Source organism: Paenibacillus sp. YPG26, assembly GCF_023704175.1.
GTDB lineage: Bacteria > Bacillota > Bacilli > Paenibacillales > Paenibacillaceae > Fontibacillus.
In genome coordinates this window covers 965,519-992,173 of the sequence record NZ_CP084530.1, presented here as the reverse complement: position 1 = coordinate 992,173, position 26,655 = coordinate 965,519, and the positions used below count along the sequence as shown (strand labels likewise).

Annotated in this window: 23 protein-coding genes; 14 read left to right on the top strand and 9 right to left on the bottom strand. The window is 49.4% G+C overall.

Going from position 1 to position 26,655, the window contains the following annotated elements; translation table 11 throughout:
• Nucleotides 1-42 precede the first annotated feature (42 nt).
• Nucleotides 43-921, top strand: coding sequence for a LysR family transcriptional regulator (locus LDO05_RS04490; protein WP_251377719.1), 879 nt, complete (start codon nucleotides 43-45; stop codon nucleotides 919-921).
• Nucleotides 922-1,069: 148 nt separating this feature from the next.
• Here LDO05_RS04490 and LDO05_RS04485 read toward each other — a convergent pair whose 3' ends face one another.
• Nucleotides 1,070-2,485, bottom strand: coding sequence for a deoxyguanosinetriphosphate triphosphohydrolase family protein (locus tag LDO05_RS04485; protein WP_251377718.1), 1,416 nt, complete (start codon nucleotides 2,483-2,485; stop codon nucleotides 1,070-1,072).
• Between the two features lie 391 nt (nucleotides 2,486-2,876).
• Here LDO05_RS04485 and LDO05_RS04480 point away from each other — a divergent pair, with 391 nt between their 5' ends.
• The 6 genes from LDO05_RS04480 to LDO05_RS04455 all read left to right on the top strand — a co-directional run bounded on the left by LDO05_RS04480 (nucleotide 2,877) and on the right by LDO05_RS04455 (nucleotide 8,939).
• Entirely contained in the window at nucleotides 2,877-3,089 is a 213-nt protein-coding gene (locus tag LDO05_RS04480; RefSeq protein ID WP_251377717.1) for a hypothetical protein, read from the top strand.
• Between the two features lie 48 nt (nucleotides 3,090-3,137).
• A complete protein-coding gene (locus LDO05_RS04475; protein WP_251378605.1) occupies nucleotides 3,138-4,001 on the top strand; it encodes a sulfurtransferase in 864 nt (287 codons plus the stop codon).
• A 63-nt stretch (nucleotides 4,002-4,064) separates the two neighbouring features.
• Nucleotides 4,065-4,337, top strand: a complete 273-nt coding sequence (locus LDO05_RS04470) for a hypothetical protein (RefSeq protein WP_251377716.1) — start codon at nucleotides 4,065-4,067, stop codon at nucleotides 4,335-4,337.
• A gap of 901 nt (nucleotides 4,338-5,238) precedes the next feature.
• Entirely contained in the window at nucleotides 5,239-5,694 is a 456-nt protein-coding gene (locus LDO05_RS04465) for a MarR family winged helix-turn-helix transcriptional regulator (protein WP_251377714.1), read from the top strand.
• A gap of 71 nt (nucleotides 5,695-5,765) precedes the next feature.
• Nucleotides 5,766-6,653 (top strand): alpha/beta fold hydrolase, encoded by an 888-nt coding sequence (locus LDO05_RS04460; RefSeq protein ID WP_251377713.1) that lies wholly within the window; start codon nucleotides 5,766-5,768, stop codon nucleotides 6,651-6,653.
• Between the two features lie 333 nt (nucleotides 6,654-6,986).
• Nucleotides 6,987-8,939 (top strand): WG repeat-containing protein, encoded by a 1,953-nt coding sequence (locus LDO05_RS04455; RefSeq protein WP_251377711.1) that lies wholly within the window; start codon nucleotides 6,987-6,989, stop codon nucleotides 8,937-8,939.
• A gap of 229 nt (nucleotides 8,940-9,168) precedes the next feature.
• On the opposite strand, the gene LDO05_RS04450 is transcribed toward LDO05_RS04455, so the two are convergent.
• A complete protein-coding gene (locus tag LDO05_RS04450; RefSeq protein ID WP_481857019.1) occupies nucleotides 9,169-9,933 on the bottom strand; it encodes an SDR family NAD(P)-dependent oxidoreductase in 765 nt (254 codons plus the stop codon).
• A gap of 240 nt (nucleotides 9,934-10,173) precedes the next feature.
• On the opposite strand from LDO05_RS04450, the gene LDO05_RS04445 reads away from it, so the two are divergent.
• The 3 genes from LDO05_RS04445 (at nucleotide 10,174) to LDO05_RS04435 (ending at nucleotide 13,594) form a co-directional block, all read left to right on the top strand.
• Complete coding sequence (locus tag LDO05_RS04445; RefSeq protein ID WP_251377710.1) at nucleotides 10,174-11,316, top strand: phytase; 1,143 nt, start codon at nucleotides 10,174-10,176, stop codon at nucleotides 11,314-11,316.
• A 167-nt stretch (nucleotides 11,317-11,483) separates the two neighbouring features.
• Complete coding sequence (locus LDO05_RS04440) at nucleotides 11,484-12,560, top strand: VanZ family protein (protein ID WP_251377709.1); 1,077 nt, start codon at nucleotides 11,484-11,486, stop codon at nucleotides 12,558-12,560.
• 266 nt (nucleotides 12,561-12,826) lie between these two features.
• On the top strand, nucleotides 12,827-13,594 hold the full coding sequence (locus LDO05_RS04435; protein WP_251377708.1) for a MerR family transcriptional regulator: 768 nt from the start codon (nucleotides 12,827-12,829) through the stop codon (nucleotides 13,592-13,594).
• Between the two features lie 58 nt (nucleotides 13,595-13,652).
• Here the strand turns inward: LDO05_RS04435 and LDO05_RS04430 are convergent, their stop codons facing one another.
• Complete coding sequence (locus LDO05_RS04430; RefSeq protein WP_251377707.1) at nucleotides 13,653-15,041, bottom strand: aldehyde dehydrogenase; 1,389 nt, start codon at nucleotides 15,039-15,041, stop codon at nucleotides 13,653-13,655.
• A gap of 33 nt (nucleotides 15,042-15,074) precedes the next feature.
• Nucleotides 15,075-15,833 carry an exodeoxyribonuclease III gene (locus tag LDO05_RS04425; protein WP_251377706.1) on the bottom strand — a complete coding sequence of 253 codons (759 nt, stop codon included), beginning with the start codon at nucleotides 15,831-15,833 and terminating at the stop codon, nucleotides 15,075-15,077.
• Nucleotides 15,834-15,978: 145 nt separating this feature from the next.
• On the opposite strand from LDO05_RS04425, the gene LDO05_RS04420 reads away from it, so the two are divergent.
• Nucleotides 15,979-16,731 (top strand): MCP four helix bundle domain-containing protein, encoded by a 753-nt coding sequence (locus LDO05_RS04420; protein ID WP_251377705.1) that lies wholly within the window; start codon nucleotides 15,979-15,981, stop codon nucleotides 16,729-16,731.
• Between the two features lie 17 nt (nucleotides 16,732-16,748).
• Nucleotides 16,749-17,696: a methyl-accepting chemotaxis protein gene (locus LDO05_RS04415; protein WP_251377704.1), complete on the top strand. Its 948-nt coding sequence runs from the start codon at nucleotides 16,749-16,751 to the stop codon at nucleotides 17,694-17,696.
• Nucleotides 17,697-17,828: 132 nt separating this feature from the next.
• Here the strand turns inward: LDO05_RS04415 and thrC are convergent, their stop codons facing one another.
• A complete protein-coding gene (gene thrC, locus LDO05_RS04410) occupies nucleotides 17,829-19,229 on the bottom strand; it encodes a threonine synthase (RefSeq protein ID WP_251377702.1) in 1,401 nt (466 codons plus the stop codon).
• A gap of 182 nt (nucleotides 19,230-19,411) precedes the next feature.
• Between thrC and LDO05_RS04405 the strand changes: the two genes are divergently transcribed.
• Nucleotides 19,412-20,566, top strand: coding sequence for an MFS transporter (locus LDO05_RS04405; protein WP_251377701.1), 1,155 nt, complete (start codon nucleotides 19,412-19,414; stop codon nucleotides 20,564-20,566).
• Between the two features lie 275 nt (nucleotides 20,567-20,841).
• On the opposite strand, the gene LDO05_RS04400 is transcribed toward LDO05_RS04405, so the two are convergent.
• Entirely contained in the window at nucleotides 20,842-21,003 is a 162-nt protein-coding gene (locus LDO05_RS04400) for a hypothetical protein (RefSeq protein ID WP_251377700.1), read from the bottom strand.
• Nucleotides 21,004-21,413: 410 nt separating this feature from the next.
• On the opposite strand from LDO05_RS04400, the gene LDO05_RS04395 reads away from it, so the two are divergent.
• The gene (locus LDO05_RS04395) at nucleotides 21,414-23,105 is read left to right on the top strand and encodes a methyl-accepting chemotaxis protein (protein WP_251377699.1); all 1,692 of its coding nucleotides are present in this window, start codon (nucleotides 21,414-21,416) and stop codon (nucleotides 23,103-23,105) included.
• A 62-nt stretch (nucleotides 23,106-23,167) separates the two neighbouring features.
• Here the strand turns inward: LDO05_RS04395 and LDO05_RS04390 are convergent, their stop codons facing one another.
• The 3 genes from LDO05_RS04390 to deoB form a co-directional block, all read right to left on the bottom strand.
• The gene (locus LDO05_RS04390; protein ID WP_251377698.1) at nucleotides 23,168-24,469 is read right to left on the bottom strand and encodes a pyrimidine-nucleoside phosphorylase; all 1,302 of its coding nucleotides are present in this window, start codon (nucleotides 24,467-24,469) and stop codon (nucleotides 23,168-23,170) included.
• Between the two features lie 64 nt (nucleotides 24,470-24,533).
• Nucleotides 24,534-25,241 carry a purine-nucleoside phosphorylase gene (deoD, locus tag LDO05_RS04385; protein ID WP_251377697.1) on the bottom strand — a complete coding sequence of 236 codons (708 nt, stop codon included), beginning with the start codon at nucleotides 25,239-25,241 and terminating at the stop codon, nucleotides 24,534-24,536.
• A gap of 223 nt (nucleotides 25,242-25,464) precedes the next feature.
• Nucleotides 25,465-26,643, bottom strand: a complete 1,179-nt coding sequence (gene deoB / locus LDO05_RS04380; RefSeq protein WP_251377696.1) for a phosphopentomutase — start codon at nucleotides 26,641-26,643, stop codon at nucleotides 25,465-25,467.
• Between the last annotated feature and the right edge of the window lie 12 nt (nucleotides 26,644-26,655).

Below are 26,655 nucleotides of genomic sequence, written 5' to 3'. Positions count from 1 at the left end.
GTTATGATTTCATTGACTAGAAGGAATGAGAGGAGGGCCAGAATGGAGCTTCTGCAGCTGCAATATTTTCTCACAGTAGCCAGATTGGAGCATATGACTGAAGCCGCACAAAGTCTGCATGTGACCCAGTCATCATTAAGCAAGACGATTCAGCGTCTGGAAGAGGACCTAGGAGTCCCTCTATTCGACCGGATAGGGCGAAGACTAAGACTAAATGAATTCGGGAGCACATTCCTCCGCCGTGCCGAAAGAGCGTTGTTAGAACTGGAGCAAGGGAAGCAGGAGATTGGCGACTTATCCAGCCCAGGCCATGGCACTCTTCAATTGGCGGTGACCGCCGCAAGCGCGCTGCCCCATATTCTTCGGAAGTTCCGGAAGAAAAGACCAAATATCCAGTTCTATGTACAAATGCTGACGACTCAGGAAATGGTCACACTTCTTCACAGGGGAGAGGTCGATTACTGCTTGTCCTCACCTTCAATATATGGCGATGATATCCATACCGAGGTCGTGTACATCGACCCGATCCTTGTTGCTGTTCCGAAGAATCACAGTCTGGCAGCCCGGTCCAGTGTGGCTTTGACAGAACTGAGAAATGAATGGTTTGTCGGTGTCAAACGAGGCTACGGGACACGCGATCTAGCTGACTCGGTATGCGGGTCCGCCGGGTTCACACCCAAGTATGTATATGAAGGAGATGAGCCTGCAAGGCTGAGCTCCCTTGTGGAAGCCGAGATCGGCATTGCCTTCATTCCAAGCACGGCAAAAACCGCAAATGAGCAAATCCACTATCTTAAAATAGAGGAGCATGAGCTGGTTCGGGAGATCGCTCTTTTATCGCATAAAAGCCGGTATATCTCACGGGCAGCTCTGGAATTCCGTGAGGTGGTTATGGAGTATTTCGGATCGATCGCTAAATAGCAAGAGGCGGCAGTTCAGGACTGGTAAGCTAGTCCTCATCTGCCGCCTCATTTATATTCCTGCTTATATTTTCCCATCATTAAGCAGGCCTGCTCTTGACCCATGTTCCCAAGCTTAGCCGGGACTATCACCGCTCCGTGTGCCTGGGTTAATCCAGATCATAAATCGAGCCGACCTTGAGTCCGTACAGTTCATTGTATATTTTCTCGGCGTAAGCGTCCGTCATCCCCGCAATATAATCAATGATCATATGCTCCCACGTCCAGATCGGGTGCTCCCGCTTCTGATCGAGGTCAAAGCGGCGAAGCCAATCCCCCGGAATAATGGACTTCGAGGTATTAGGATCCACAAAGGCGTCCCAGAGTCTCTTGATAATCCAGGCGCTTCTCTTCTGCAGCCGCTGTACCCTGAGGTCCCGGATCATCGTCACCCAGGCAAAGCTCTTGAGCACACTAACCGTCCGCAGCATATCTTCATTCTCTTCCCCGTTCCTGACAAAGGTCACCTTCTGCCAGTTCCCGTCCGGAATGACGCCAAGGCTTCCCACGAAGAGGCTCACCCAGTAAGCCTTGACCTCCCTACGGGTACGGGACGGATCGTAATCACAGATCGGAAGCTTCTCATTCCAGATCTGAAGGAACGAAGTCAGCACCTCCTCCGCCTTCCTGCGAATGCGCTCATCATCCCAGCCCTGCCAGCACGGATCCTCCAGCGTATTCACCTTCTCCACAATCAGCTGCTGGATATGATGGTCCTGCATGAAATGCTCATGCACCTCAATCTTGCCTGCCTTGATGCCATCCTCCAGATCATGAGCCGAATATGCGATGTCATCACAGAGGTCCATAAGCTGGGCTTCCAAGGTCTTCTTGCCCGCCGGGATGCCCCACAGGCTGCGAATTTCGGAAATATACTGCCACTCATGGTGATACATGCCCTTATGATTCACTGTTCCCGGAAAAGGATACTTGTTCGTTCCCAGCAGAACCGCATCGGACAAGTTCAGACCATCCAGATTCTCCCGCTTCTCCAGGAACATCATCAGCCGGAAGTTATGGGCATTTCCTTCGAAATGCTCATATTTCTGCCTCATTGCTGAACGGATCACGACTTCATTGGCGGCAGGATCACTGCTCTTCTTGAGCTCCTGCTGTACTTTATCCTCAATTAACCGGTCAAGTATCCCCGAGAGCACCTCTTCCCCCTTATGTCCAAAAGGAGGATGTCCGAAATCATGTGAGATCGCGGCACATTCCACAACCTCGGAATCGATGATAAGTCCCGGATTGCCAGCCCGCGCAGTGTCAATGCCAGGATAGGAACGAATCAGGCTCCGAGCGGCCTCCCTCGCAATCTGCGCCACCTCCAGAGAATGCGTAAGACGAGTCCGGTAATAATCTCCGGTTCCTGCTCCGAACACCTGTGATTTGCCCTGCAGACGTCTGAAGGTGGGCGAATGAATCAACCTTGAATAATCGCGCTCGTAAGCCGCCCGCGCGGTCCCCTGCCCGTGCCCGGCATAATCCGGGTACTGTCTGTGCTGCCTGAGTCCATTAACATCCATAATGAAAGCCACTCCTATTATTAGATCTGATATATAAATTAAACTATTGATGTACATGTTAGTCTGCCGCGTGAAATGTTCATATTGGCCGGTATAGTCGTAACTACCGGTGGCCCGGACTTTCCGGTCGCTGTCATCTCCAGATATTTATATCTGAACGCAGTGCGGACATAATCCGGAGACAATCCGGAGACAAAGCCCAAGTCCGATGCAGCTTTCTGTAATTTTTAACTAGTGTACTTCCAGTCTCTATTTGAAGTCAAAAGGATAATCCAAAACCTACTGGCCCGTGTTCAATTTGCAGCGACGTCCGTGGTCGCGCCAAAGGCCATTTATATGATATGTTAACCTTAATTGCACTTGTCATTAGTGACTATAAAGGGGAATCCACATGCCGATCAGAAGACCTCTCCTGACTGAACAGGACTTTCAGGAAGCTTTGGACCATCAGTACCGAATTCGCGTATTTCAGGACGATCATCTGGTAGACTCCGGTGGGGTTATTATCCGCTTCGATGACCAGACCGTCATTGTGCAGTCAGGCGTAAGCGAGCTGGCTTATCATTCACGCAGGGATTGCCAATTCTTCGAAATTCGGAATTAGCAAGAGGGTATAAGACCCAACCGCGTCTTATTTAGAGGAGGAGTAATGATGTCAACGTTAGTGACAAAAAACTGGCTGCTCGCAAGGCTCTACGAGCAGGATCAAGTGATTGTGGACTGCCGCTTCCAGCTCGGCAAGCCTGAAGCCGGGCGGCAGGCTTATGACGCCGGCCATATTCCAGGCGCCATCTACCTGGACCTGGAGGCAGACCTGTCAGGGCCGGTTCAGGCCCATGGCGGCCGCCATCCCCTGCCGGATCTGGCCGCGCTGGAAGAGTGTCTTGGCCGTGCGGGAATCGGGCCGCAGACGAGAGTCGTAGCTTACGACGATCAGGGCGGCATGTACGCCGCGAGGCTGTGGTGGCTGCTGCGCTATGCCGGGCATGAGCAGGTCAACGTGCTGAGCGAAAGCTTCTCCGCCTGGGAAGCGGCGGGATATCCGGTGAGCGCCGCGCAGCAGGTGGTCATTCCGCAGACGTTCACCGCTCATCCGCAGCGCGGCATGCGGGCTGACGTCAGCGAGGTTCGCGAAGCCTCTGCCATTGCCGCCGCCGGTTCCCCCGGCGCGCTACTGGTGGATTCGCGCGAAGCAAAGCGCTACGCTGGCGAGGAAGAGCCGATCGATGCCCGCGCAGGACATATTCCAGGCGCGGTTAACCGCTTCTGGAAGGAAGTGCTTGATGAGCGCGGAGTCTGGAGAAGCGAGGCCGAGCTTAGAGAGCATTTTGCCGATGTTATTCAAGCAGCTGAGGTTGGCCAGGATGTGATTGTATACTGCGGATCCGGCGTGAGCGCTTGTCCGAATGTACTTGCCCTGCATAATCTGGGGTATACGAACGTGAAGCTGTATCCGGGGAGCTGGAGCGACTGGATCTCGTATAGCGAGAATCCGGTGGCGACGGGAGAAGAGTAAGAGGCGAGATATCGCGCACGGAAGCGGGTTTGGTGGCTGTAGCAGGTTATGAGCATGTGACCTGTGGCAGCCCTCTTTGGGCTGCGCGGTCAGCAGCTTGCGGGCAAGAACCCGAGGAAAGCACTAGCAGGAACTACGGAGTCAGCCAGCCCCCAAGACATCGGGAACATGAGCCGTTCGGGTCGGCAAGGTTCAGGTCGCCCGCAAATTTGGGTTATTGGCGGTTTTGTAGGGGGCATTATCCATCCACAGATCCGGAAGGGTCAAAAGCGAAGCGCTTCAAGAGCTTACGCAGTCTTCCCACGTTACAAGCGCCGGGACTTTTCCTTGAAATAAACATAAAGCTTTTGATATCTTAATGAACCTAAGATAGCTATCACAATCGAGCAAAATAGGAATGGGAAAAAATAGTGGTTCTTAGTAAACAGCTGATCTTTTAACTTCCACTTGAACAGTTCCCAAGTTGGTGTGGTTGGATAATCATATGGTATCCATGTTGTACTTAAGATTGCTTGCACAATAAACGACAAAGTAAAAAATACAAGCAGTCTTACAATTGAAATCATGTTGTCTCCCCTTCTATTCTTCGACTGCTGGTGTAGTCGAAGATTCATTTGTTTCGGTACTACCTTGAATAACGTAAATGGGAATTACATCCGTTTGTTTTTTTGGGGCGGGTTCAGTCCAATATGTAGGGTTGCTTTGCTAAATGCAGCACTCTTAAAACTACCTTCTACATAAACTTTGCCCTTCCCTGCTTTCGCATTTTTAACAGCCCCTTTTTTACATAGACTAATTTCAATATTGTTTTCTTCGTATTCTCTGGTTAAGAAAAAAAAGCTTTTACAATTTCACCATCATCTCTAAAATCGATTTCAACCGTAAAAATCCACACCATCAAGTTTACGTCCAAAGAATACGTTTAATCCTACTACGGACTAAGAGCCGGAGTCCGCGCCAAACGCGGTATGAGGGCTGTCACAGGTTGCGGCGGTCCTCCCTCTTTGGGCTGCGCGGTCAGCAGCTTGAGGGCAAGTTCAGGAACGGGACTGGCAGGACTCCATAAGTCCGACGACAGTCGAGCGTTCAGGTCAGGTTCCGGCCTGAATGTTCCTTCGATTAGCTTCCGGTCAGTAGTACATTACATCAATGGTAGTGTACTGCGGCACACACTTACATTTAAGCTTGCTTAAATATTAATCATTGTTTATAATCACATCAACGGGGTGATTTGTCCATGGACCAGAATATCGCAGCAATATGCAATAAGATTATCGCTATTTCCAATGAGCTAAGCACTATTTATCTGGAAGACTTCAAGCAAGCATTAGACGGTGAGTACTCAGAGTTGTCGACGAAGCAGAAGATCCTTCTTGAGCTGCTGCGGACTAACGACCGTACGGTGAACGAAATTGCTCACTACTTCTCCACCACACCAAGTGCCGCCAGCCAGCTCATCTCCAAACTGGAGAAGCAAGAGTACGTCACAAGAGAGATTAACCCGAATAACCGGCGGGAGATCATTGTTAAGCTTGACGAGAAGGGGCAGCACTATATCCAGCTCCTCGATCAACTTCAATTGCTGCTGGTCGAGAAGTATTACTCCAAGCTGCCGTTAGCAGACTTGCAAAAGCTGTTGGAACTAAACGAGAAGCTCTACGCTATCGCCTGCGAAGCCTCGAAACCCTTGTAACGGCAGTAATCTGCCTTCTTGTTCTATGCCAAAAATTTAAGTCGACTTAAATTTTAAGGAAGGTGAAAAAAATGAATCATCTCGTAATCCCGCTAAAAGATGGGCGGAAGCTCGGATATGTAGAGTACGGTGACCCCTCAGGTATTCCTGTCATGTTTTTTCATGGGACTCCTGGATCGCGCTTGTTGTTCCCGGACGATGATCCCATCAGCGCCCACATGGGAGTCAGACTCATTAGTCTGGATCGCCCGGGATTCGGATTATCAGATCCGAAGCCTGGACGTACCTTGTTGGATTGGACAGATGATGTCATTCAGGCAGCCGATAATTTAGGCTTGGAGAAATTCTCGGTGATTGGTGTCTCAGGCGGAGGTGCGTATGCCGCAGCTTGTGGCTATCTGCTGCCCAACCGGCTTCATTCTGCTACAATGGTCTCCAGCATCGCCCCGTTTCTTAACGGCAAACCTCCGGAAGAGATGATGCGCAGGAATAGAATCGCATTCTATATGAGCAAAAAGTGGCCGGGGGTATTGAAATCCATATACAGGGCCCAGAAAAAATTGATGATGCAGCGTCCCGAAGCGTTCTTGAGGCAATTGCAGAAAGACGGCCAACGGATGAACAAGTGGGACCGCCAGTTCCTTCAGACCGACGAACAGCTGCGCACAGCAATGATGCATTTGAACGAAGCGATGCGAGTATCTGTGGACGAATGTGCAACCGAGCCTGCTCTGATTGCCAGGCCCTGGGGATTCAGCGGGGGCGACATCCAGTGTCCGGTCTATATTTGGCACGGCGAAATCGACACCATGGCTCCAGCAAGCGAGATCAAACACTTCGCTGACAGCATCCCCGACTGTAAGACACACTTCATACCTGAGGCCGGACATTTTCTATTCGATGACGAGAACTTGTGGAAAGCTATTCTTGGCACCATGCTCCAACAGGTACAACGATAAGTTTTTGATACAGCACCCATCCCTTCATCAGGCAGCTTAACTTCTTAGCTGTCTTACCCTTCAACCCATGCCTTCGCGCGGGTTATTTTTTTTATAACAAGTCTAAGCATAATCAATCCTCTCGCCAATTAAGTGGAATTTAACCCAAATAAAGGGAAATCCCTCCACTCTGCCGAAATCTAAGTACAAACAAACTACTTTCAAGAGAACAAGGAGGTCTAAATGCGTTCAGTATATCTCAAGTTAAAATTTAGTGTACTCGTTATCTGCGGATTGATGCTTTGCGGATCAACACTTAATGGTGTCTCCCTAGCTGCCGCAGGTGGTCCAGACGTGAAATTTACAAATGTAGCCGGGGAATACTTTCACTTCTTGGCGCTGGATACAAATGGAGACGTATGGGGATGGGGAAATAATCTCTCAGGACAGCTAGGCGATAGTAGCATTAGCTATCATACTGTCCCTGTCCGTATCCACGGGTTCGAGAACGTAAAGCTTATCGACGCAGGGTATGATCATTCAACGGTCGTTAAACAAGATGGCACCGTGTGGGTAATGGGCTCTGGCCAAGACGACTCACAGCCTAGACAAATGAGCGGGATCTCAGATGTGATTGACATAGCAGACAGTGCCTACTATACACTGGCTCTTCGCAAAGACGGCACAGTGTGGGGTTGGGGAAGAAATAAAGTCGGTCAGCTGGGGAACGGTCAAAGCGGCGATGATGAAGCACTACCAGTTCAAGTCCAGTCACTCTCCAATGTTACAGCAATCTCAGCTTCCTTCGATGAAAGTCTTGCCGTCACTTCCGATGGCAATGTGTGGAGATGGGGCGGGGTGATAAAATGCAGCGGCAGAACATGCAAGAAGGAAATCGTTAACTCCCCTGTTCAGTTTAAAGGTTTAAGTAACGTAAAATCCTTATCCAGCGATATAGCGCTTTTGCAAGATGGTACTGTTGTTAAGTGGGGAATTAATTATCAAGGTAATATCGGGACAGGAGAAACGGAATACAGCTATTTTCCCAATCCCATTCCCCTACCCTCGTTAACAGATATTGTTCAGGTATCGAAGACCCGCGCGGTTACGAAGGATGGGCAGGTCTGGTCCTGGGGGCCGAATGAATACGGCCAGGTAGGTGATGGAACCACAGAACCAAGGCCTAGGCCTATCAAGCTGAGCACAATTAATAATGTGGCCGAAATTGCAAGCGGAGAAGAAGTTACGGTTGCTCTTACCAGGGATGGGCAGATATATGAGTGGGGAAATAACAATAACGGGCAAATTTCCAGGGATCCGGCGCAAATAATGCCACCTACTGTAGTGTCTATGACACAGCAGGTTGTAACCTATGCTCTCCCCATCCCCTGGCATCCTAATGACTGGACCTTTGCGTGGACTTACCTGGATGACAAAGGTTTAGCTGTGAAGGACAGTCAAATTTATTTTCGGGTCAAGCCCTTCTCGGAAGGACTCGCTGCTGTTCATCGTGCTTCCAATGACTTATGGAGTTTTATTACCACTTCAGGTGAACCTGCTTTCCCCGGCAGTTATAGGGTCATTAGAGATTTTCACCAAGGCAGAGCTGCCGTGAAGGATGACAAAGGCTGGCAGTTCATTAATACGAAGGGCGAGTATATCAGCCAAGCCCGTTATCCAAATGTGAACGATTTTGCAAGTGGACTTGCTCCAGTACTGGTCGGCAAAAAGTGGGGTTATATCAATTTATCCGGTCAAATGTCCATTACGCCACAATTCTCGTTAGCACAGCCATTTGTGAACAGCCTTGCGGCCGTACAAATGAATGGCAAATGGGGCTATATTGATTCGAAAGGCAAGATGGTTATTAAAGCCATCTATTCTTCTGCTGGGTCATTTACGGGATCTGCGGCTGCGGTCAAGCAGAATGGGAAATGGGGCTACATTAGTAAAACTGGAGCTTGGTTGATAAAGCCTCAGTACGAGGATGCCAAAGGATTCTCGACTACTCCTCTCGCCCCTGTAAAAATTAAAGGCAAGTGGGGCTATATCAATCTTCAAGGCAAGCCCATCATATCGCCACAATACGACGATGCTGCTCCTTTCCAAGAAGGCCTGGCCAGCGTTAAGAAGAACGGGCTTTGGGCGATCATAGACAGTAAAGGGAACAAGTTAACGTCTTTCGAATTTGTTGAGGTACGGCCTTACAACAACAAGTTGGCTTGGGCCGTTACCAAAACGGACAATGGCTACATTGATGCTGCAGGCAAGTGGTATTACAAGGCCAAGATAGTTAAACTTCCTTAAGCTATGCCGGGGAACTAATTATCTCATTATGCCCTTGAGAACTTAAGCGAAATGAATACGTTGTTCAGCCACTCCAAATGGGATTCAATATAGTTTGAACTGATGGTATTTTTGATTCTAGCGTTCAGAAGAGAATACATGAGGATGTTAACTTAGAAGGGCTGTGAGGCTGTCGGTGAAGGCAGGCTGTCACAGCCCTCTTTGGTGCTTCTAGGTCAACAACATTCACTTAGATCGATGGCATGACATTGCCGCCGCTGACCGGCACATAGGCGCCTGTAATAAAGCTGGCAAGATCTGAAGCGAGGAAGGCAACCACGTTGGCAATCTCCTGGTCTGTGCCGCGGCGCTTGAGCGGAACGGACTGCTCATAGGATTCGCTGTGCTCCGTGTTGTTCTCACGGTCCCGCTCACTAATGGTCCATCCCGGCGCAACCTGATTCACGGTAATCTGATGCTCTCCGATCTCCTTCGCCAGCACGCGGTATACGCCGTCCATCCCCCGCTTGCCTGCCACATAGGCGGACTGGGTAGGGAAATTCTGCATAGAACACTCCGTGTTAATAGCAACAATGCGTCCACCCTGCTGCTCAATCATATAGGGAACAAAGGCCTTGGATAAATGCACCGCCTGCAGTACGGTTGAATTGAACTGGTCTACATAATCACTTGGATCCTGTTCAAGCACAGTAGTCCAATTGTATTGGGAGACGGCATTGGCCACAACGATATCCGGCAGCTTGAATTCACTTTGAAGTGAATCTCTCATCTCCAGAACTGAATCCAGCTTGGAGATATCTGCGGAGATCACATATGCTTTGCGGCCAAGCTGCTCCACTTCCTGCTGTACGGATTCAGCCTTTGCCTTGTTACTGAAATAATGAATGATAATATCTGCCCCGCTGCGGGCAAGTGTACGAGCCATAACACGTCCAAGTTCTCCACTCGCTCCGGTAATCAGAGCCGTTCTGCCTGTCAAATCAATGGAAATCATAATATCTCCTCCTAGCAGTAATTACATCCTCCAGCTCCAGACAGTATACCACGCGGAACCGGGGGATATCTTCTATGAACGAATGCGCCGTTAAGCTGCCTGATAGACGATGTAAAAAACAATAAATCAAGATAATTATTTACAAATTAGTAATCTATATTTGATCTTCTCTTTATATCCCAGCGATATGATCTAGCAGAAGCTAGAACATTTGAAAATGAGATGGGAGAGAATGAATCTATGCAAAAGTGGACTAAGTTGCCTTTATCGCTGACCTTTTCTTTAGTCGCCGCCCTGACCTTGAGCCCGCTCGCCAGCTTTGCTGCAGCTCCTGCCGCTGTCGTGAAAGCTTCCGCCGAAACAGAGGCTGTGTCCTCAGGCAGTGATGCTGCCGATGACCCATCGATCTGGGTTCACCCAACGGACCGCAGCAAGAGCCGGATTATTGCAACCAACAAGGACAACGGCATCCTTGTATACAACCTGGACGGCAAGCAGTTATACTCCTATGATCTGGGTCAAATGAACAATATTGATGTCAGATATGATTTCCCGCTAGCCGGAAAAAAGGTTGATATTGCGGCCGCTTCGAACCGTACCACCAATACGCTGGACATCTTCGCTATCAACCGCGAGACGGGAGCCTTGACTTCCGTAATCGGAACTCCAATTCATTCAGACATGAGTGAGGTCTATGGCTTCAGCCTGTACCATAGCCTGCGCACCGGCAAGTTCTATGCCATGGTGGTAGGTAAAGACGGCGAGTTCGAGCAGTATGAGCTGTACGATAATGGCAGCGGCAAAGTTAACGGTAAGAAGGTACGCGAGTTCACGCTGAGCTCTCAAGCAGAAGGTATGACAGCGGATGACGAATATGGAAACTTATATATTGGCGAAGAAGAGGTCGGCATTTGGAAATACAGCGCTGAACCAAGCGACACTCAGGCTCCACGCTTGATCGCTGCAGCTGATGGCGGTAACTTGACAGCGGATATTGAAGGGCTGACCTTGTATTACGGAGAGGATGGGGATGGTTATCTGATCGCCTCTTCCCAAGGAAGCAGCACGTATGCGGTATACGATCGCGAGAACGACAATGAATATGAAGGCAGCTTCATGATCGGAGATGGGACATCGATTGATGGAACAAGCGGCACAGATGGAATTGATGTCCTCAGCTTCGGATTGGGGAGCAAGTATCCGAACGGTATCTTCATCGCCCAAGACGATGAGAATATGCAGGATGGCGCCTTGATCAATCAGAACTTCAAGATTGTCAAATGGGATCTGATCTCGGATGCCTTCGAAGATAAATTTGACGATGATCTGGATGTGGACAACGATGTGAATCCCCGCCGCTTGGAGAAGCGCGAGGAAGACTAATACTACAAGCATGGTATAGGCCCTGGATCACTCCTGCTCAAGGAGAAATTCAGGGTTTAATTTTAAATAAAATTTAAACTAAAACCATGACTACCTGTGCTATGATAAGCCTATTATAAGGTTGCTGATTCAGTATGCTAACCTGATGCAGGGTAGGTGCAAGTATCATGTTACACTCATATTTATTTCCAATTTCCTATGCGTTCCTGTCATTTCCGTTTGCAGCGATGGCATTCACGCTTCCGTTCCTGATCGTTCAGTACCGTAAGCACGGCTATATTAACAAGGTTCGTGCCTTTGTGCTGTACCTCTTCCTTCTCTATCTTCTGAACGCTCTCTTTCTTGTTATTCTCCCTCTTCCTTCTTCAAGGCATAACGCGGTCATGACAGGCGGAACAATGCAGCTGCTCCCACTAAATTTCATTAATGACATTCTGAAGGAAACCTCCATATCTGCGGCCCATCCTTCCACGTATCTGAAGCTTCTGAAGGAACGGGCTTTTCTACAGGTGATATTCAATGTACTGCTGACTGTCCCATTCGGAATGATCCTAAGGTACTACTTCCAGGCAGGATGGAAACGCTCGGTTCTACTGTCATTTCTGCTCGCTCTCTTTTTTGAAGTGACACAGCTTACCGGGATCTACGGCCTGTATGACCACCCTTACCGCGTGTTCGATGTGGATGATTTGATAACGAACACCCTCGGCGGAGTATTAGGGTATTTGGCAGCCGAATGGCTAACGGGTCTTCTGCCGCGCATTGAACAACTCGATGCCAATGTCGACTTATCGACGAAAAGAGTAACGTATACCCGTCGGGGGATCGCTTTCCTGATCGATTTCTTTTTTTGTACCATATTGATAACTGTGTGTTCTATTCTGAGGATTCCGGCAGCCTTCTGGGTAGCGACAGGTCTTTATTTCATATTGGTCCCTTGGTTGACCAACGGCCTAACTCCGGGCAAATGGCTCGTTCGCATCAGACTCACAGATCGTGGAGAACGGATTGCCCTGTCATCCTTAATCATTCGGTATGGTCTTCTGTACTGGTTAATCTTCGGGATGAACAGGCTGCTAGCAGGCTCTTTGGATACCTTTCCCGATATCGCCAGAGGGTTCCTCGGGCTGGTTGTCTTCGTCATGAACGCCTGGTTATTCATTCACATCCTCATTCATATATTTAAAAAGGATTCCTTGCTATTTTATGAGAAAATCAGCAAAACACGCTATGTCATCATGTAGGGCCACCTCAAAAATAACAAGGAACATAAGCTTACCTAGACTATTTTCATAAGAGACCCTTCCTGCTTGATGCAGGTAAGTGGTCTCTTCTTACGCTTACAGATGCAAAGTGGATGTGCTTTTTTGGTAAGTCCGATTGCTCTGGAGCCAACAAGAACCATACCATGGATTATTGATGAACTCTAGTCAAACAATTTTGTTAAAATACCTATTGACCTTCACGTTACGTTAAGGCGTACAGTTAATTTGTCAGGAGGGACGCCAGGATGGAATACACTATACACAAGCTCGGTCAGCTGGCCGGAATCAGTACCCGGACACTTCGTTACTATGATGAGATTGATCTTCTTAAGCCGGCAAGAATCAACTCATCAGGGTATCGGATCTATGGCGAGAATGAAATAGACAGACTTCAGCACATTCTTTTCTACAGAGAGCTGGGACTTAGTCTGGAACAAATTCGGGGAATGATGAACGCCAATTCATTTGACGGAGCTCAGGCACTCAGAGAACACCGGGAACAACTCCTTGGCAAAAGAAAACAGCTCGACCTTCTCATCGCGAATGTGGAGAAGACAATTGCTGTACGTGAAGGGAGAACGATGATGACCGATCAAGAGAAATTTGAAGGCTTTAAGCAAAAGCTGATTGATGAGAATGAGCAGAAATATGGTCAAGAAATTCGCAGCAAATACGGGAACAATGCAATTGATCAGTCAAATGCGAAGCTTAAGAACATGACCCAGGAACAGCATGCAGAGCTCACCCGGCTGACCGATGAATTATATGCCACCCTGGCTGAAGCCGTTAAGACGGGCGAGCCTTCGGGTGAACTGGCTCAGAGGGCTGCGGATCTGCATAAGCAGTGGCTGGGGTATTATTGGAGCCAGTACTCGAAGGAAGCCCATGCGGGTCTCGCGCAAATGTACGTGGATGACGAACGCTTCAAAGCGCACTATGATGAGAAGCAGCCTGGGACGGCTGAGTTCCTGAGAGATGCGATTCTAATCTATACCGGAGTCACGCAGCCATAAGCATATAACAAGAAATAAAGGGCCGTACCTTGATCACTCAAGTTACGGCCCTTCCTTGTTATTTCATAAGCTTCTTCAATATGCGCAGGGCATTCTTCGAGGATGGATAACGGAAGGGAAAGTCGAAGCGCGTTGTCTGAATGAGTACACTTTTCTCGTGAGTGAAGGTCTTGAAGCTCTCGCTGCCATGGTAGCTTCCCATCCCGCTGTCCCCCACGCCACCAAAAGGCAGATAAGGGGTTGCCAGGTGCATTAACGTATCGTTAATTGTCCCTCCGCCGAAGGACAGTGATTCGATCACGTGCTTCTGAACGGACTCAGCCTGGCTGAACAAGTACAGAGCCAGAGGCTTGGGGTGATTGCGAACCCCTTCGATCACTTCATCAAGCTGCTCATACTCCAGCACCGGGAATACCGGCCCAAAGATCTCCTCTTTCATCACAGGCATGTCCCAGGTTACCTGATCCAGAATGGTTGGCTCAATCTTCAGAGTCTCCACATCCGAACGCCCGCCCAGTACGGTCTGTCCATCCTGCAGGAACATAACCAGCCTGTCGAAATGACGCCGGCTGACCACCCGGCCATAATCCGGATGACTTATCGGGTCCTCTCCGTAAAAGCCGCGAACCGCTCGCCCCATTTCCTGCAGCAGTTCTTCCTTCACGTCCCGATGAACCCACAGGTAATCCGGCGCAACACAGGTCTGGCCTGCATTGGTGAATTTGCCAAAGACAATTCTTCGCGCGGCAAGTGCAATATCCGCATCCTTGTGCACGATACAAGGACTCTTGCCTCCCAGCTCCAGGGTTACGGGGGTAAGCTGCTTCGCAGCGGCTTCCATCACAATCCGCCCCACGTTCACACTGCCGGTGAAGAAGATATAGTCAAATTTATGCCTCAGCAGCTCGGTGCTTACCTCTACGCCGCCTTCAACCACAGCGACATAATCCTCCGGGAACACCTCGGCCAGGATGCGTCTAAGCAGATCCGACACCGCCGGGGACAGCTCCGAAGGCTTCAGAACAACCGTATTTCCCGCCGCAATGGCTCCTACAAGTGGGGAGATGGCCAGCTGAAATGGATAGTTCCACGGCGCAATAATCAGCACTGTTCCATACGGTTCCGGCACAATCATGCCTTTCGAGCCAATGTGTGTCAGGGCCGTTCTCACCTTGCGCGGTCTTGCCCAGCGGGTAAGCCGTCTGGAGATATGCCTGATCTCCTCCAGAACGATTCCTATTTCAGTGCTATAGGACTCCAGCTCCGATTTATTCAGGTCCTGACGCAGCGCGGCCATAATCTCGGCTTCTCTCGATTGGAGCACTTCCCTCAGACGGGCCAGTAATACAAGGCGGTCTCTGATGCTCCGGGTGCGGCCTGAGTCATAATAAAGCTTATGCCTGGTGAGTAATTCATGGATGTCTAGTTCTGCAGCTTTGTTGTTCACATCAGCACCTCTTCCTCTGGGTAAAGTATCGGATTAGTCGTCAGACAGGAGCAGTACAACCGGACAATGGTCGCTTCCCATAATATGAGCATCAATTCGCGCATCGGCAAGCTTGGGTCCAAGTCTCTCCGAGGCTAGAAAATAATCAATACGCCAGCCCACATTCCGCTCTCTTACCTTCGGCATATTGGACCACCAGCTGTAAGCATCCGCCCGGTCCGGATAGAAGTAACGGAACGTATCCACGAATCCGGCATCCAGCAGCCGGGTCATCTTCTCTCTCTCTTCCGGGGTGAACCCGGAATTATTGCGGTTGCCTTTGGCGTTCTTAAGATCGATCTCCTGATGGGCAACATTCATATCCCCGCAGACAATGACTGGCTTCAACGCGTCAAGCCCCTTCAAGTAGTCTCTGAAGCGGTCCTCCCATTCAAGCCGATAACCCAGTCTTGCCAGATCTCTCTTGGCATTTGGAGTATAGACATTCACCAGATAGAACTGTTCGAATTCGAGGGTCAGCACACGGCCCTCCGGCTCGTAATCCTCTTCAAGGCCATATCGGACGGAGACAGGCTTCTTTTTGGTAAAAACCGCAGTGCCTGAATAGCCCTTCTTCTCAGCGTAATTCCAATACTGCTCGTATCTTCCGTAATGATTCAGGTCAATCTGACCCTCCTGAAGCTTAATCTCCTGAACACAAAATATATCCGCATCCTCAGCATCAAAATAATCCTGAAATCCTTTATTCACACAGGCTCTCAGCCCGTTCACATTCCATGACACCAGCTTCATATAGTCTCTCCTACCTACTAGGTAATTTAACCCATCTTTTTACAAACCATCTAAATCATCTTAAGGAACAGCCTAAATTATACGATATATAGAGAACAAAGACTTCGAAAATTTTTAGACACCGGGATGAAAGAAGGGTATGAGCATGCGATTTATTGTAGATCAGAAGGTTTCTGTTAAAATTATGGGTCTGATCGGCCTTTCCACACTTTTTATGTGTCTGATTGGCCTGACAGGCTATTATTACCTGGACAAAATCAATAACAATGCCAAAGAAATGTATACGCACAATATGGTGCCGAACGAATTAATCAGTCAAATTATTGCGAATAATGCCCAGATTAACACGCTGCAGCTGGAGCTCATCATGCTAGAGAATAAGAATGAAGCGAAGCAGAAAGAGATTAGCAGCCAGATTCAAAAGTTAATCTCAAGCAGCATCGCCTCCCAGAAACAGATTGAGGGAATTGGCCTGTCTCCGGAAGCCAAGCAGCTGTACAACAGCTTCAAAGGGAAAATCGGGACAAGCAACCAGGCCAGGGATGCTATGCTGGGCAAGCTTGCCGCGAATCAGATTGAGGAAGCCTATAAGATCTTTGACTCCCAGGTGATGCCGATTCGGACTGATATCATGAACACGCTCAATGAGATTAAGGAACTCAACCATCAGGCCGCTGCCGTTCTGAACGAAAACAATAAGAAGGATGCGGCGAACAGCAAGCAAAGCACCCTTATTCTGCTGACCGTCTCCCTCCTTCTCTGCGGAGCAATCAGCCTGATCTTATCCAGAATGATTACCCGGCCACTTGGCAAGCTCACATCCCTCATGGTGGAGGCCAAGCACGGGAACTTGGCTGTGGAGGGCCCGTACGTCTCCAAAGATGAGATCGGCGTTTAACGGAAGGCTTTAACGATATGCTGGGCAGTCTGCGGGAGATCATATCCAAGATCGGTACCCATGCCGAGATGCTCTCGGCAAGTTCAGAGGAGCTGCTTGCCAGCTCCAAGCAGACAAGCGAAGCCAGCGGACATATTGCGATAGAGGTCCAAGAAGTGGCGGAAGGCTCGGATATCCAGTACAACAGCTCCAGAGAATGCAGCCGGGCTATGGAAGAGGTTGCCACGGGAATTCAGCGGGTAGCGGAATCCGCAGCTGATGTCTCCACGATCTCCCAATACACAGCAGATCAGGCCGGTCTCGGAGAGGATAAGATCAAGTATGTCAGCAGTCAGCTTGACTCCATATTGGAGACCTCCCGTTCCTCGGAAGCGGTGATCCGGAGGCTAGATGAGCACTCGCAGGAGATCGGCAACATTGTGGGTATAATCAAAGGCATCTCAGGCCAGATCAATCTGCTGGCCCTCAACGCTTCAATTGAAGCGGCCCGGGCTGGTGAGCACGGCAGAGGCTTTGCGGTCGTGGCCCACGAAGTCCGCAAGCTGGCCGAGCAGTCCAATCAGTCTTCTGAACAAATCTCGGCCATTATTACGGAGATTCAGACCTCTACCGGTGAAGCTGTCAAGATGATGGAGAAGGAGAAGACCGAGATCCATCTGGGCCTTGAAGGCATGGAAGAAGCGAAGCGCTCCTTCAACCAGATCAACAAGTCGATTCAGGATGTGAATCAGCAGCTTGAAGAAGTGTCCGCCGCATCCGAACAGATCTCCGCCAGCTCTGAGGAGGTCAGCTCCTCCCTGCAGGTTACCGAGGAGATCGCTACCGCCTCATTTACCAAGACACAGAACGTGGCCGCGGCCTCCGAGCAGCAGCTAGCAACGATGAAAGAGGTTGAAGCAGCTGTGCACTCCCTAACGCTTATGGCGGCAGAGCTTCAGAGCCTCTCTTCCCGGTTCCGGCTGTAATCGCAGTACGCCAATTAACAGTTTGGAGTCGCTTGTCCGGGTAAGATAAGTTGAAGTGAACACAACAAAAAAACCTTCGATCCCGCCTCAAGAGTGGGAATCGAAGGTTTTTTTCTACTAATTCATCAAGGTCTAGTTGTCCCCGTAAAATGTCTCCAGTTCACGGACAATGTCGTCCTGATTATGTTCCACGACTTGCTGGTACTGAGGCTTGGCAAGCAGTGCTTCAATCTCCTCAGGGAATTTCTGCTCAATCATGCACAACGCGATGGCTTCATCGAATTTGGCCGGATGAGCGGTAGCAAAGGTGATCGTCACCTCATCCGCTTCACTGCATTCCTGATAAGCGGCAATGCCACAAGCCGTATGCGGATCAAGCAGGTAGTCGTATTTCTGATTGTACTCGCCAATATATTGCAGACACTCCTCATTGGAAGCCCCATAAGCAGCAAAGTCTGCCTGCACGCGTGCCAGGAGCTCTGGACTTACCACAATCTTGCCTTCAGTCTGCAGCTGCTTCATATACTCGGATACCTTCTCTACCTTCTCATCCAGCAGGTAATACAGGTATCTCTCGAAGTTGCTCGCAACCTGAATATCCATTGAAGGACTGTGCGTGCTCTTGAAATCGCCGGGTCTGTATTCCCCTGTGCGTACGAAGCGCTCCAGAATATTGTTCTCGTTCGTGGCGATAATGAGCTTGTGGATAGGCAGTCCCATTTTTTTCGCAAGAAATCCGGAGAAGATATTGCCAAAGTTGCCTGATGGCACACTGATGTTCACCTTCTTGGATGCCTGTGCTTCCTCATCCAAGCGGAAGTAAGCATAGAAGTAATACACGGTCTGCGCCAGGATTCGCACAAAATTAATAGAGTTGATCGCGCGCAGATGGTGCTTGGCCTTGAAGTCAAGATCGGCGAACAGATCCTTGATCACTTTCTGACAGTCATCGAAGTTCCCTTTGACCGACAGATTGAGCACATTCTCATCATTCACCGTGGTCATCTGCAGCTCCTGGATCTTGCTCACCTTCTGGTGCGGGTGCAGAATACAGATCTTGATCCCTTCCTTGCCCCGGACACCTTGAATGGCGGCTGCCCCGGTATCCCCGGAGGTAGCACCAAGAATATGAATAATTTCATTCTGCTTCTTGGAGACATAGGAATAGAACTCACCCATGAACTGAAGGGCGACGTCCTTGAAAGCAAAGGTAGGGCCATGGAACAATTCCAGAATATATAGAGAATCATTGATCTTCTTCACGGGCGTAACCTCAGGTGTACGGAAGCTCGCATAACTCCGTTTGACCATCGCCTTAAGATCTTCGGACGGAATCTCATCATTAATGTAATAGGAGAAAATCTGCTGGAACAATTCCTCATAGCTCAGGCTCTTCCAGCTCTCTAATGTTGAAGGGGAGATTACCGGAATCTCGGCAGGAATCATAAGTCCCCCATCATCAGCCAGCCCCATGAGCACAGTATCAATGAAACCTTTGGGTGCAACCTGCCCCCGTGTACTTACATATTGCATAGTCTGCCTCCAAATGTGAATTTGATTATGTCTATATTAACCTTTCAAGGAGCCGCAACCAAGTATTATTTTTCAAAATCCTGTGATTCCGTGTAAGTTCATTGTTGAATTTGGAATCCGGGGGACAAGTGATACAATAAATAGATTGCATTACATCCAATCAAGCTAAGGCAGGGACAACGATGAAATCAACTGTATCTTTACGCACATTTAACTTTCTGTATTTTGCTCTATTAGCCGTATTTATTCCCTTCCTGCCCGTGTATCTTAGCGAGCAAGGACTGAATCCCGCACAAATCGGCTTTGTGGTTGGCAGCGGCGGCTTCATCACCATCATCGCCCAGCCTCTATGGGGAATGATCAGCGACAGGACCAAGACCATCCGCAAGGTGCTCTTGCTGCTGCTGATATTCTCCACTCTGCTTGGCTATCTGCTCTATGACTCTTCAAGCTATACGCTGCTGATCACCTATGCCATGCTGCTCTACTTCTTCCTGATGCCAATCGATCCGCTTACTGAAAGCCTGAACTTCAGAGTAGGCGAGGCAGCAGGAGTAAGCTATGGATCTATCCGGACATATGGAGCACTGGGCTATGCCGTCATGTCGCTTGCAGCCGGGTATATCATGACAGGCTACGGGGCTCACAGCCTGGCCTATCTCTTCGTCTTTATCGGCGTTCTGGGCTTCGTAATCAGTCTAATCATGCCAGATGCGCCTGTTGCGGGCAAGCCCGTCACACTCGCAAGTCTTAAGACATTTCTCGGCAACCGGGAGACCCTGCTCTTCCTGGTTCTCGTGTTCATCAGCTCGGTACCTGCGAGAATGAATGACACTTTCCTGGGCGTATACATCCGGGAGCTCGGTGGAAATGCCGAATTAGTGGGCCAGGCCTGGTTCCTCGCCGCCGGCAGCGAAATTATTGTATTCGCGCTCAGCTTCTGGTGGCTGCGCAAGGGACAGGAGCTCATGATCATCTCCATTGCAGGTGCGTTCTACTTTCTTCGATTCTTCATCTCGGCTTGGGTCACCGACCCGCATCTGCTTGTCTTGCTGCAGGCACTGCAGATCGTTACCTTTCCTATATTCTATTCGGCAGCGATTCAATATCTATACCGGATAGCTCCTGTAGAATGGCGTGCGACAAGCCAAACCGTGCTGGCTCTGCTCTTCTTCGGAGTGTCAGGTATTATCTCCTCTTACGCCGGGGGAGCGCTGTATGAAGCCTATGGCGGCAAGTTTCTCTTCCTGACCATCTCGGTCATGTCCTTCACCGGAATGCTGTTCGGGCTCGTGCTGAACCGGATCTACAGAACAAGGCAGCGGTCTGAAGAATGACAGACTAACCCTCTTGGAACCTTATCTTGCCTGCATGCCTCTAAATTACAGAACAACAGCCCATTCCCTAGCTGCACTAAGGGAATGGGCTGTTGTGATTATCCTATGTCCTCATCGGCTGCCGAAGCTCCAAGATTACATTATCATCTTGGCTGCCCACAGAGGCCAGGGAGGAGTAAAACAAGAGGCACGGACCACCAGATGGCTAGGGCCAAGCCTCCTTTGAACCTTATGTATTTATCTTCTTCGCTGCTAAGTGACGTATAGGGTGAAGACTATTTTCTAAGTCCTGAATTTGATGAACCCATTTTCTCGCTCAAAATATCCTTGAAGCTTCTGGAGTTATCACTATCATCTTTCTTCTGTATGTTCGTGTTCTGGGTTCTGTAGGGTTGGTAGAAGTTATAAGCCATAGTTTGGTGTACGTTTATATTCATAATAGTTCCTCCTTAATTCGTTATTTAATATCGGGACAGACCATAGGACGAGCCCGCTCAGCCTGGTCAGTAAATAACTTAATTTTTATTTGTTATTACAATACCCGAATTCGAAATAAGGTAAACAGCTTTTACAATAATAGGGAGTAAAGGGCTAGGGATTAGGGTCAAAAAAACAGCCAATCGTGACCCCGGGTTGATCTTATGCGAAAAAAGGGCTATTTTTCACATTCCCGAGTTTAGGACCCTGTTTTGTTTGAAAACGCTTTATTTAAAGGACCATAGACTTATCATGAATTAGGCGAATAGTCTGTGATATTTATCACTGAAATACCACAGCACAAGAGGATATTAGCGAATGATGTCGAATATCTCCCTAACTATAATTCAAAACAGAATAGAGGAATGTTATGAAAATTCGATACAAACTGTTGTTATCTTTTACCGTAATGATTGCCCTTCTAATCTCTATCTCCGCAATTTCCTTCTATCAAATGAAGCAGACGCAGGTGGCTGAGCAAGAGACTTCCCGTGACGCCAACTTCAGATACTCATTGAAAGCACTCCAATATAGTCTGGCAGGGTTATCCAACGACGAGCGTGCCTATTTATTGAACGGGGATAAGAATTTCACTGCGCAAATGGCTGAGAAGGAAGCCACGATTATGAAGCTCTTCAATTCACTCAAAGCCAAGCCGGGGCTGGATCCTTCCTCCCTGAAATTTATTACCGAGCTGGAACAGGGCTATAAAACATATGCTGAAGCAAGCCAGCGTGTTCGATCCAGCATGCGTGCAGGACGAGCTGCGGAGGCTGTGAACATACATTTCAATGAAGAACGTCAGGCCCGCAAGCAGTTAGAGTCATCTCTTAACCAGCTTATCGGGCAGACTGATCAAAAGACCACAACCGATAGCCTGTTAAGACGGAAGGTACATCAGCAGCAGGAAATATCTCTATTCATCCTATGCGCAGCTGCTGTGATTATTGCCTGGTTAACCGCTTGGCTCGTCGCCCGCTCCATCACCAAGCCTATCAGGGTCATCAACCAGCAGATGAGAGAAATTGCCGATGGCGAGGGGGATCTAAGCCGTGAGATCGGGCTGCGGTCCAAAGACGAGCTGGGTGAGATGGCAGTATCTTATAATCATATGATTCGCAATCTGCGTTCGATTCTTATTCAAGCTAAAGACACCGCCATTCAGGCTGCTGCCTCATCGGAACAATTAACCGCAAGTGCAGAGCATACGACCAAGGCTACGGAGAATATCATGGAATCCACCGGGCAGATTGTCACCAGCGCCGAGCAGGAACAGGCTCATGTGAACATGGCCGTACAGGGCATTCAGCGAATCTATAACGGAATTCAAATGGTTAAAGATCGTAACGAGGAAGTGTCCGTCCTGTCCGCCTCCTCCCTCGAAGCCTCGGTTCAAGGCGCCTCTGCCATTCAGGACATCCTGATTGAGATGCAGGAGATTCAGACCACGGTCCAGGAAGCAGCTGCGGTTATTCAATTGCTAGGGGACCGTTCCCAGCAGATCAATGGTATCACCAGCATGATCACAGAACTCGCGAACCGGACAAATATATTATCGCTTAATGCAGGAATTGAAGCAGCGCGAGCAGGCGAACAAGGACGGGGCTTCGCAATCGTAGCCGGGGAGATTCGTGAGTTGGCAAGACAGTCTCAGGAATCCGCTGAACGGATTAATGAACTTATTCAAGGTATAGTCTCTGAGACAGGCACCGCCGTAACAGCCATGCATTCGGGGACCAAAAAGGTTAGTGTGGGGCTGACCAAAACGATTGAGATGGGCCGCAAGTTCCACACGATCGAAGCTCAAGCGGCTGAGGTGTCTGCCCAAGTGGATCAGAATTCGGAGACCATCCAGAAGCTGTCCTCAGAAAGTCAGCAGTTAGTCAGCTTCATGGAAGAGGTCGCCAAGTCAAGCAAAGAGGTCGCGGCAGCCAGCCAGAACAACTCAGCCTCTACCGAAGAACAGCTGGCAAGTATGGAGGAGATTACTTCCTCCGCGCATGAGCTTTCCAGACTTGCAGATGATCTGCATGGCGTTCTGTCCAAATTCAAGCTGAACTAATATAGTTTAGACATGACAAGTCCCCCTAGTCTTCAATAGGCTAGGGGGACTCTTTATCTAATCTATTCAGTTACAATATCATGTACCAGTACGGGAGCCTCAGCGTGATCCGCAACCCGGATACTCTCGTAGATCAGTGTAATGATCTCATCCACCTGCTCCCGGTTCGCATGGATCGTCACCAGCGACTCTCCCGCTTTGACCTGGTCTCCAATTTTCTTGTTGAGCTTCAAGCCCACCGCCAGATCAATCTCGGACTCCTTGGTGGCCCTTCCCGCACCCAGCAGCATGGCCGCTGTACCGATTTCATCCGCTGCAATCTCAGCCACCACGCCATCTGACTTCGCAGGAACCTCAATCAGATAGTCCGCCTGTGGCAGCTTCTCCGGGTGATCAACAATCGAGGCATCTCCGCCTTGATTCGTAATGAATTCTTTGAATTTCTCCAAAGCTCTCCCGTTGTCGATCACTTCCTTCAGCTTCTCCTCCGCTTCTTCCAGGGAGGAGGCTTTGCCCGCCAGATATACCATTTGACGTCCTAATGCCAGACAGAGCTCTTCCAGATCCTTCGGACCTGTTCCTTTCAGCGTATCAATCGCTTCCTTCACTTCCAGGGAGTTCCCGATAGCGAAGCCCAGAGGCTGACTCATATCGGAGATGACCGCCATCGTCCTTCGGCCGACATTGTTCCCAATGCTGACCATAGCACGGGCGAGTGCTTTGGCATCCTCCGCTGTCTTCATGAATGCGCCCGCTCCTGTCTTCACATCAAGCACAATGGCATCCGATCCAGCCGCGATCTTCTTGCTCATAATCGAGCTTGCGATCAAAGGAATTGAATTCACCGTGGCTGTAACATCCCTCAGCGCATACAGCTTCTTGTCTGCAGGGGTTATGTTACCGGTCTGCCCAATCACGGCAATCTTGTGATCATTCACAAGCTTCGTGAATTCTTCCTTCGTGATCTCAACATGAAATCCCTTAATGGCTTCAAGCTTGTCAATTGTACCACCGGTATGTCCAAGCCCGCGCCCGGACATCTTGGCGACTGGAATATCCAGAGCTGCGACCAGAGGAGCGAGCACAAGCGTAGTGGTATCGCCGACTCCGCCGGTTGAGTGCTTATCTACCTTCACACCCTCGATGGCAGACAAGTCAATCGTCTCACCGGAATTCACCATCGCCATGGTCAGGTCGGCACGTTCCCGGTCATTCATATCCCTGAAGAAGATTGCCATAGCCATAGCACTGACTTGATAGTCGGGAATCTCACCTCGGGTGTAACCTTCAATAATGAAGTTAATCTCAGCTGTTGTCAGTTCCTTGCCGTCACGCTTCTTCTCGATTAAATCCACCATTCTCATACGCGCACTCTCCTCACTTGATCTCGCAGACGCTGCATGCCTGTATGTTGAACTATTGATTCACTTATAGAGTGATTGCTGTATCCAAGGCCACCTCAAGCATCTCATTGAATGTGGACTGGCGTTCTTCCGCAGTGGTCTCCTCCCCAGTCAGGAGGTGATCGCTTACCGTAAGAATCGTCAAGGCATTCACCCCGAATTTAGCTGCGAGCGTATAGAGTGCGGTAGTCTCCATCTCCACGGCCAGGACTCCATAGTCCATCAGCTTCTGGGTAATGGACTTGTCGTCCCTGTAGAACATATCGGAGCTGAAAATGTTGCCGACATGAAGCTGAAGTCCCTTGTCTACCGCACGGTCATAAGCTGCCTTAAGCAGCGGGAAGCTGGCAACCGGCGCGAAGTCAAATCCGCCGAACACATGGCGGTTCATACTGGAATCCGTGGAAGAAGCCTGGGCAAGGATAACATCACGCACACGGATATGCTGCTGCATGGCACCGCAGGTTCCCACACGGATCAGATTCTTAACCCCGTATTCGCTTATTAATTCATTCACATAAATGCTAATGGATGGCACGCCCATACCGGTACCCTGAACGGAGATGCGTTTGTCCTTATAGGTTCCGGTGAACCCGAGCATACCCCGGACCTGATTGTAGCAGGTAACATCCTCAAGGTAAGTATCTGCGATATACTTGGCCCGAAGCGGATCGCCCGGCAGCAGAATCGTCTCGGCGATATCGCCTTTTTGCGCATTAATATGAACACTCATGTATAAATCCCCCTAATAAATAGTCTAAATAAGTTGAAACATTGACTTTACACATGTGAGGCAGCCGTATGAAATGTTCCTCCGATCGCTGCATTAAATTTTTTATAGGTGGAAGTCCAATCTCAAAGGCGAACGCTCCGCTTCTCCAGAATCATTTCACACTCTTGCCTATAGGTAATTCTTAAATTCTACTTATATAATAATTCTAAATTTCTACTTATAATTATTTCAGATCAGCCAGGAAGCTGGTTCCATGCTCAGGAAGCTTAACGCCGAAGTTCTCTGCTACTGTCGCGCCGATATCAGCGAAGGTGCTGCGCAGCGGAAGCTCTTGCCCTCCCTGAAATCTCGGTGAGTAGACGAGCAGCGGCACATATTCACGAGTATGATCGGTTCCACGGTACGTCGGATCATTCCCATGGTCCGCGGTAATAATCAGCAGATCCTCTCCGGTCAGCTTCGCGAATACTTCCGGCAATCTGGCATCGTACTCTTCAAGCGCCTTAGCATAACCTTCCGGATCACGGCGGTGTCCGAACAGCGCATCGAAGTCAACCAGATTGAGGAAGCTAAGTCCTGTGAAAGGCTGGCCCAGCACTTCCACCAGTTTATCCATGCCGTCCATATTGGAGACGGTCCGAACGGACTTCGTTACCCCTTCTCCGTCGTAAATATCAGAAATTTTACCAAGAGCGATCACGTCCAGACCCGCATCTTTAAGCTCGTTCATGGTCGTGCGGCCGAAAGGCTTAAGCGCGTAGTCATGACGGTTCGCGGTCCGGGTGAAATTCCCGGGTTCACCTACGAACGGCCGGGCAATGATCCGCCCCAGCATATACGGATCGTCCAATGTGATCTCACGGCAGAACTCGCAGATCTCATACAGCTCCTTCAGAGGGACAACCTCTTCATGAGCCGCAATCTGGAGCACCGAATCCGCCGAAGTATAGACGATCAGAGCCCCTGTATTCACATGCTCTTCTCCAAGCTCGTCAATAATCTCCGTTCCACTGGCCGGCTTGTTCCCGATCACCTTCCGTCCTGTCTTCTCTTCAATCCGCTGAATCAATTCATCCGGGAATCCATGCTCGAATACACGGAACGGTGTATCGATATACAACCCCATGATCTCCCAGTGACCTGTCATCGTATCCTTGCCGCTGGATGCCTCCTGCATCTTCGTATAATAAGCCATCGGCTTGTCCGCCTTCGGCACACCCTTCACTTCCTTGATATTGGATAACCCGAGCTTCGCCATGTTCGGCATGTCCAGACCACCAACCGCCTCAGCGATATGTCCGAAGGTATCCACATCATAGTCATCGAACTGCGCCGCATCAGGCGCTTCTCCAATGCCTACAGAATCCATCACAACTACGTGAATTCTCTTAAATTCAGCCATGCTAACGGCTCC

Bases quoted from the DNA above. Each gene is read 5' to 3' on its own strand.
- deoB (WP_251377696.1), bottom strand. From the start codon at position 26,643: ATGGCTGAATTTAAGAGAATTCACGTAGTTGTGATGGATTCTGTAGGC.
- LDO05_RS04420 (WP_251377705.1), top strand. From the start codon at position 15,979: ATGCGATTTATTGTAGATCAGAAGGTTTCTGTTAAAATTATGGGTCTG.
- LDO05_RS04460 (WP_251377713.1), top strand. From the start codon at position 5,766: ATGAATCATCTCGTAATCCCGCTAAAAGATGGGCGGAAGCTCGGATAT.
- deoD (WP_251377697.1), bottom strand. From the start codon at position 25,241: ATGAGTGTTCATATTAATGCGCAAAAAGGCGATATCGCCGAGACGATT.
- LDO05_RS04475 (WP_251378605.1), top strand. From the start codon at position 3,138: ATGTCAACGTTAGTGACAAAAAACTGGCTGCTCGCAAGGCTCTACGAG.
- LDO05_RS04490 (WP_251377719.1), top strand. From the start codon at position 43: ATGGAGCTTCTGCAGCTGCAATATTTTCTCACAGTAGCCAGATTGGAG.
- LDO05_RS04480 (WP_251377717.1), top strand. From the start codon at position 2,877: ATGCCGATCAGAAGACCTCTCCTGACTGAACAGGACTTTCAGGAAGCT.
- LDO05_RS04465 (WP_251377714.1), top strand. From the start codon at position 5,239: ATGGACCAGAATATCGCAGCAATATGCAATAAGATTATCGCTATTTCC.
- thrC (WP_251377702.1), bottom strand. From the start codon at position 19,229: ATGCAATATGTAAGTACACGGGGGCAGGTTGCACCCAAAGGTTTCATT.
- LDO05_RS04390 (WP_251377698.1), bottom strand. From the start codon at position 24,469: ATGAGAATGGTGGATTTAATCGAGAAGAAGCGTGACGGCAAGGAACTG.
- LDO05_RS04425 (WP_251377706.1), bottom strand. From the start codon at position 15,833: ATGAAGCTGGTGTCATGGAATGTGAACGGGCTGAGAGCCTGTGTGAAT.
- LDO05_RS04415 (WP_251377704.1), top strand. From the start codon at position 16,749: ATGCTGGGCAGTCTGCGGGAGATCATATCCAAGATCGGTACCCATGCC.
- LDO05_RS04445 (WP_251377710.1), top strand. From the start codon at position 10,174: ATGCAAAAGTGGACTAAGTTGCCTTTATCGCTGACCTTTTCTTTAGTC.
- LDO05_RS04435 (WP_251377708.1), top strand. From the start codon at position 12,827: ATGGAATACACTATACACAAGCTCGGTCAGCTGGCCGGAATCAGTACC.
- LDO05_RS04395 (WP_251377699.1), top strand. From the start codon at position 21,414: ATGAAAATTCGATACAAACTGTTGTTATCTTTTACCGTAATGATTGCC.
- LDO05_RS04450 (WP_481857019.1), bottom strand. From the start codon at position 9,933: ATGATTTCCATTGATTTGACAGGCAGAACGGCTCTGATTACCGGAGCG.
- LDO05_RS04400 (WP_251377700.1), bottom strand. From the start codon at position 21,003: ATGAATATAAACGTACACCAAACTATGGCTTATAACTTCTACCAACCC.
- LDO05_RS04485 (WP_251377718.1), bottom strand. From the start codon at position 2,485: ATGGATGTTAATGGACTCAGGCAGCACAGACAGTACCCGGATTATGCC.
- LDO05_RS04440 (WP_251377709.1), top strand. From the start codon at position 11,484: ATGTTACACTCATATTTATTTCCAATTTCCTATGCGTTCCTGTCATTT.
- LDO05_RS04405 (WP_251377701.1), top strand. From the start codon at position 19,412: ATGAAATCAACTGTATCTTTACGCACATTTAACTTTCTGTATTTTGCT.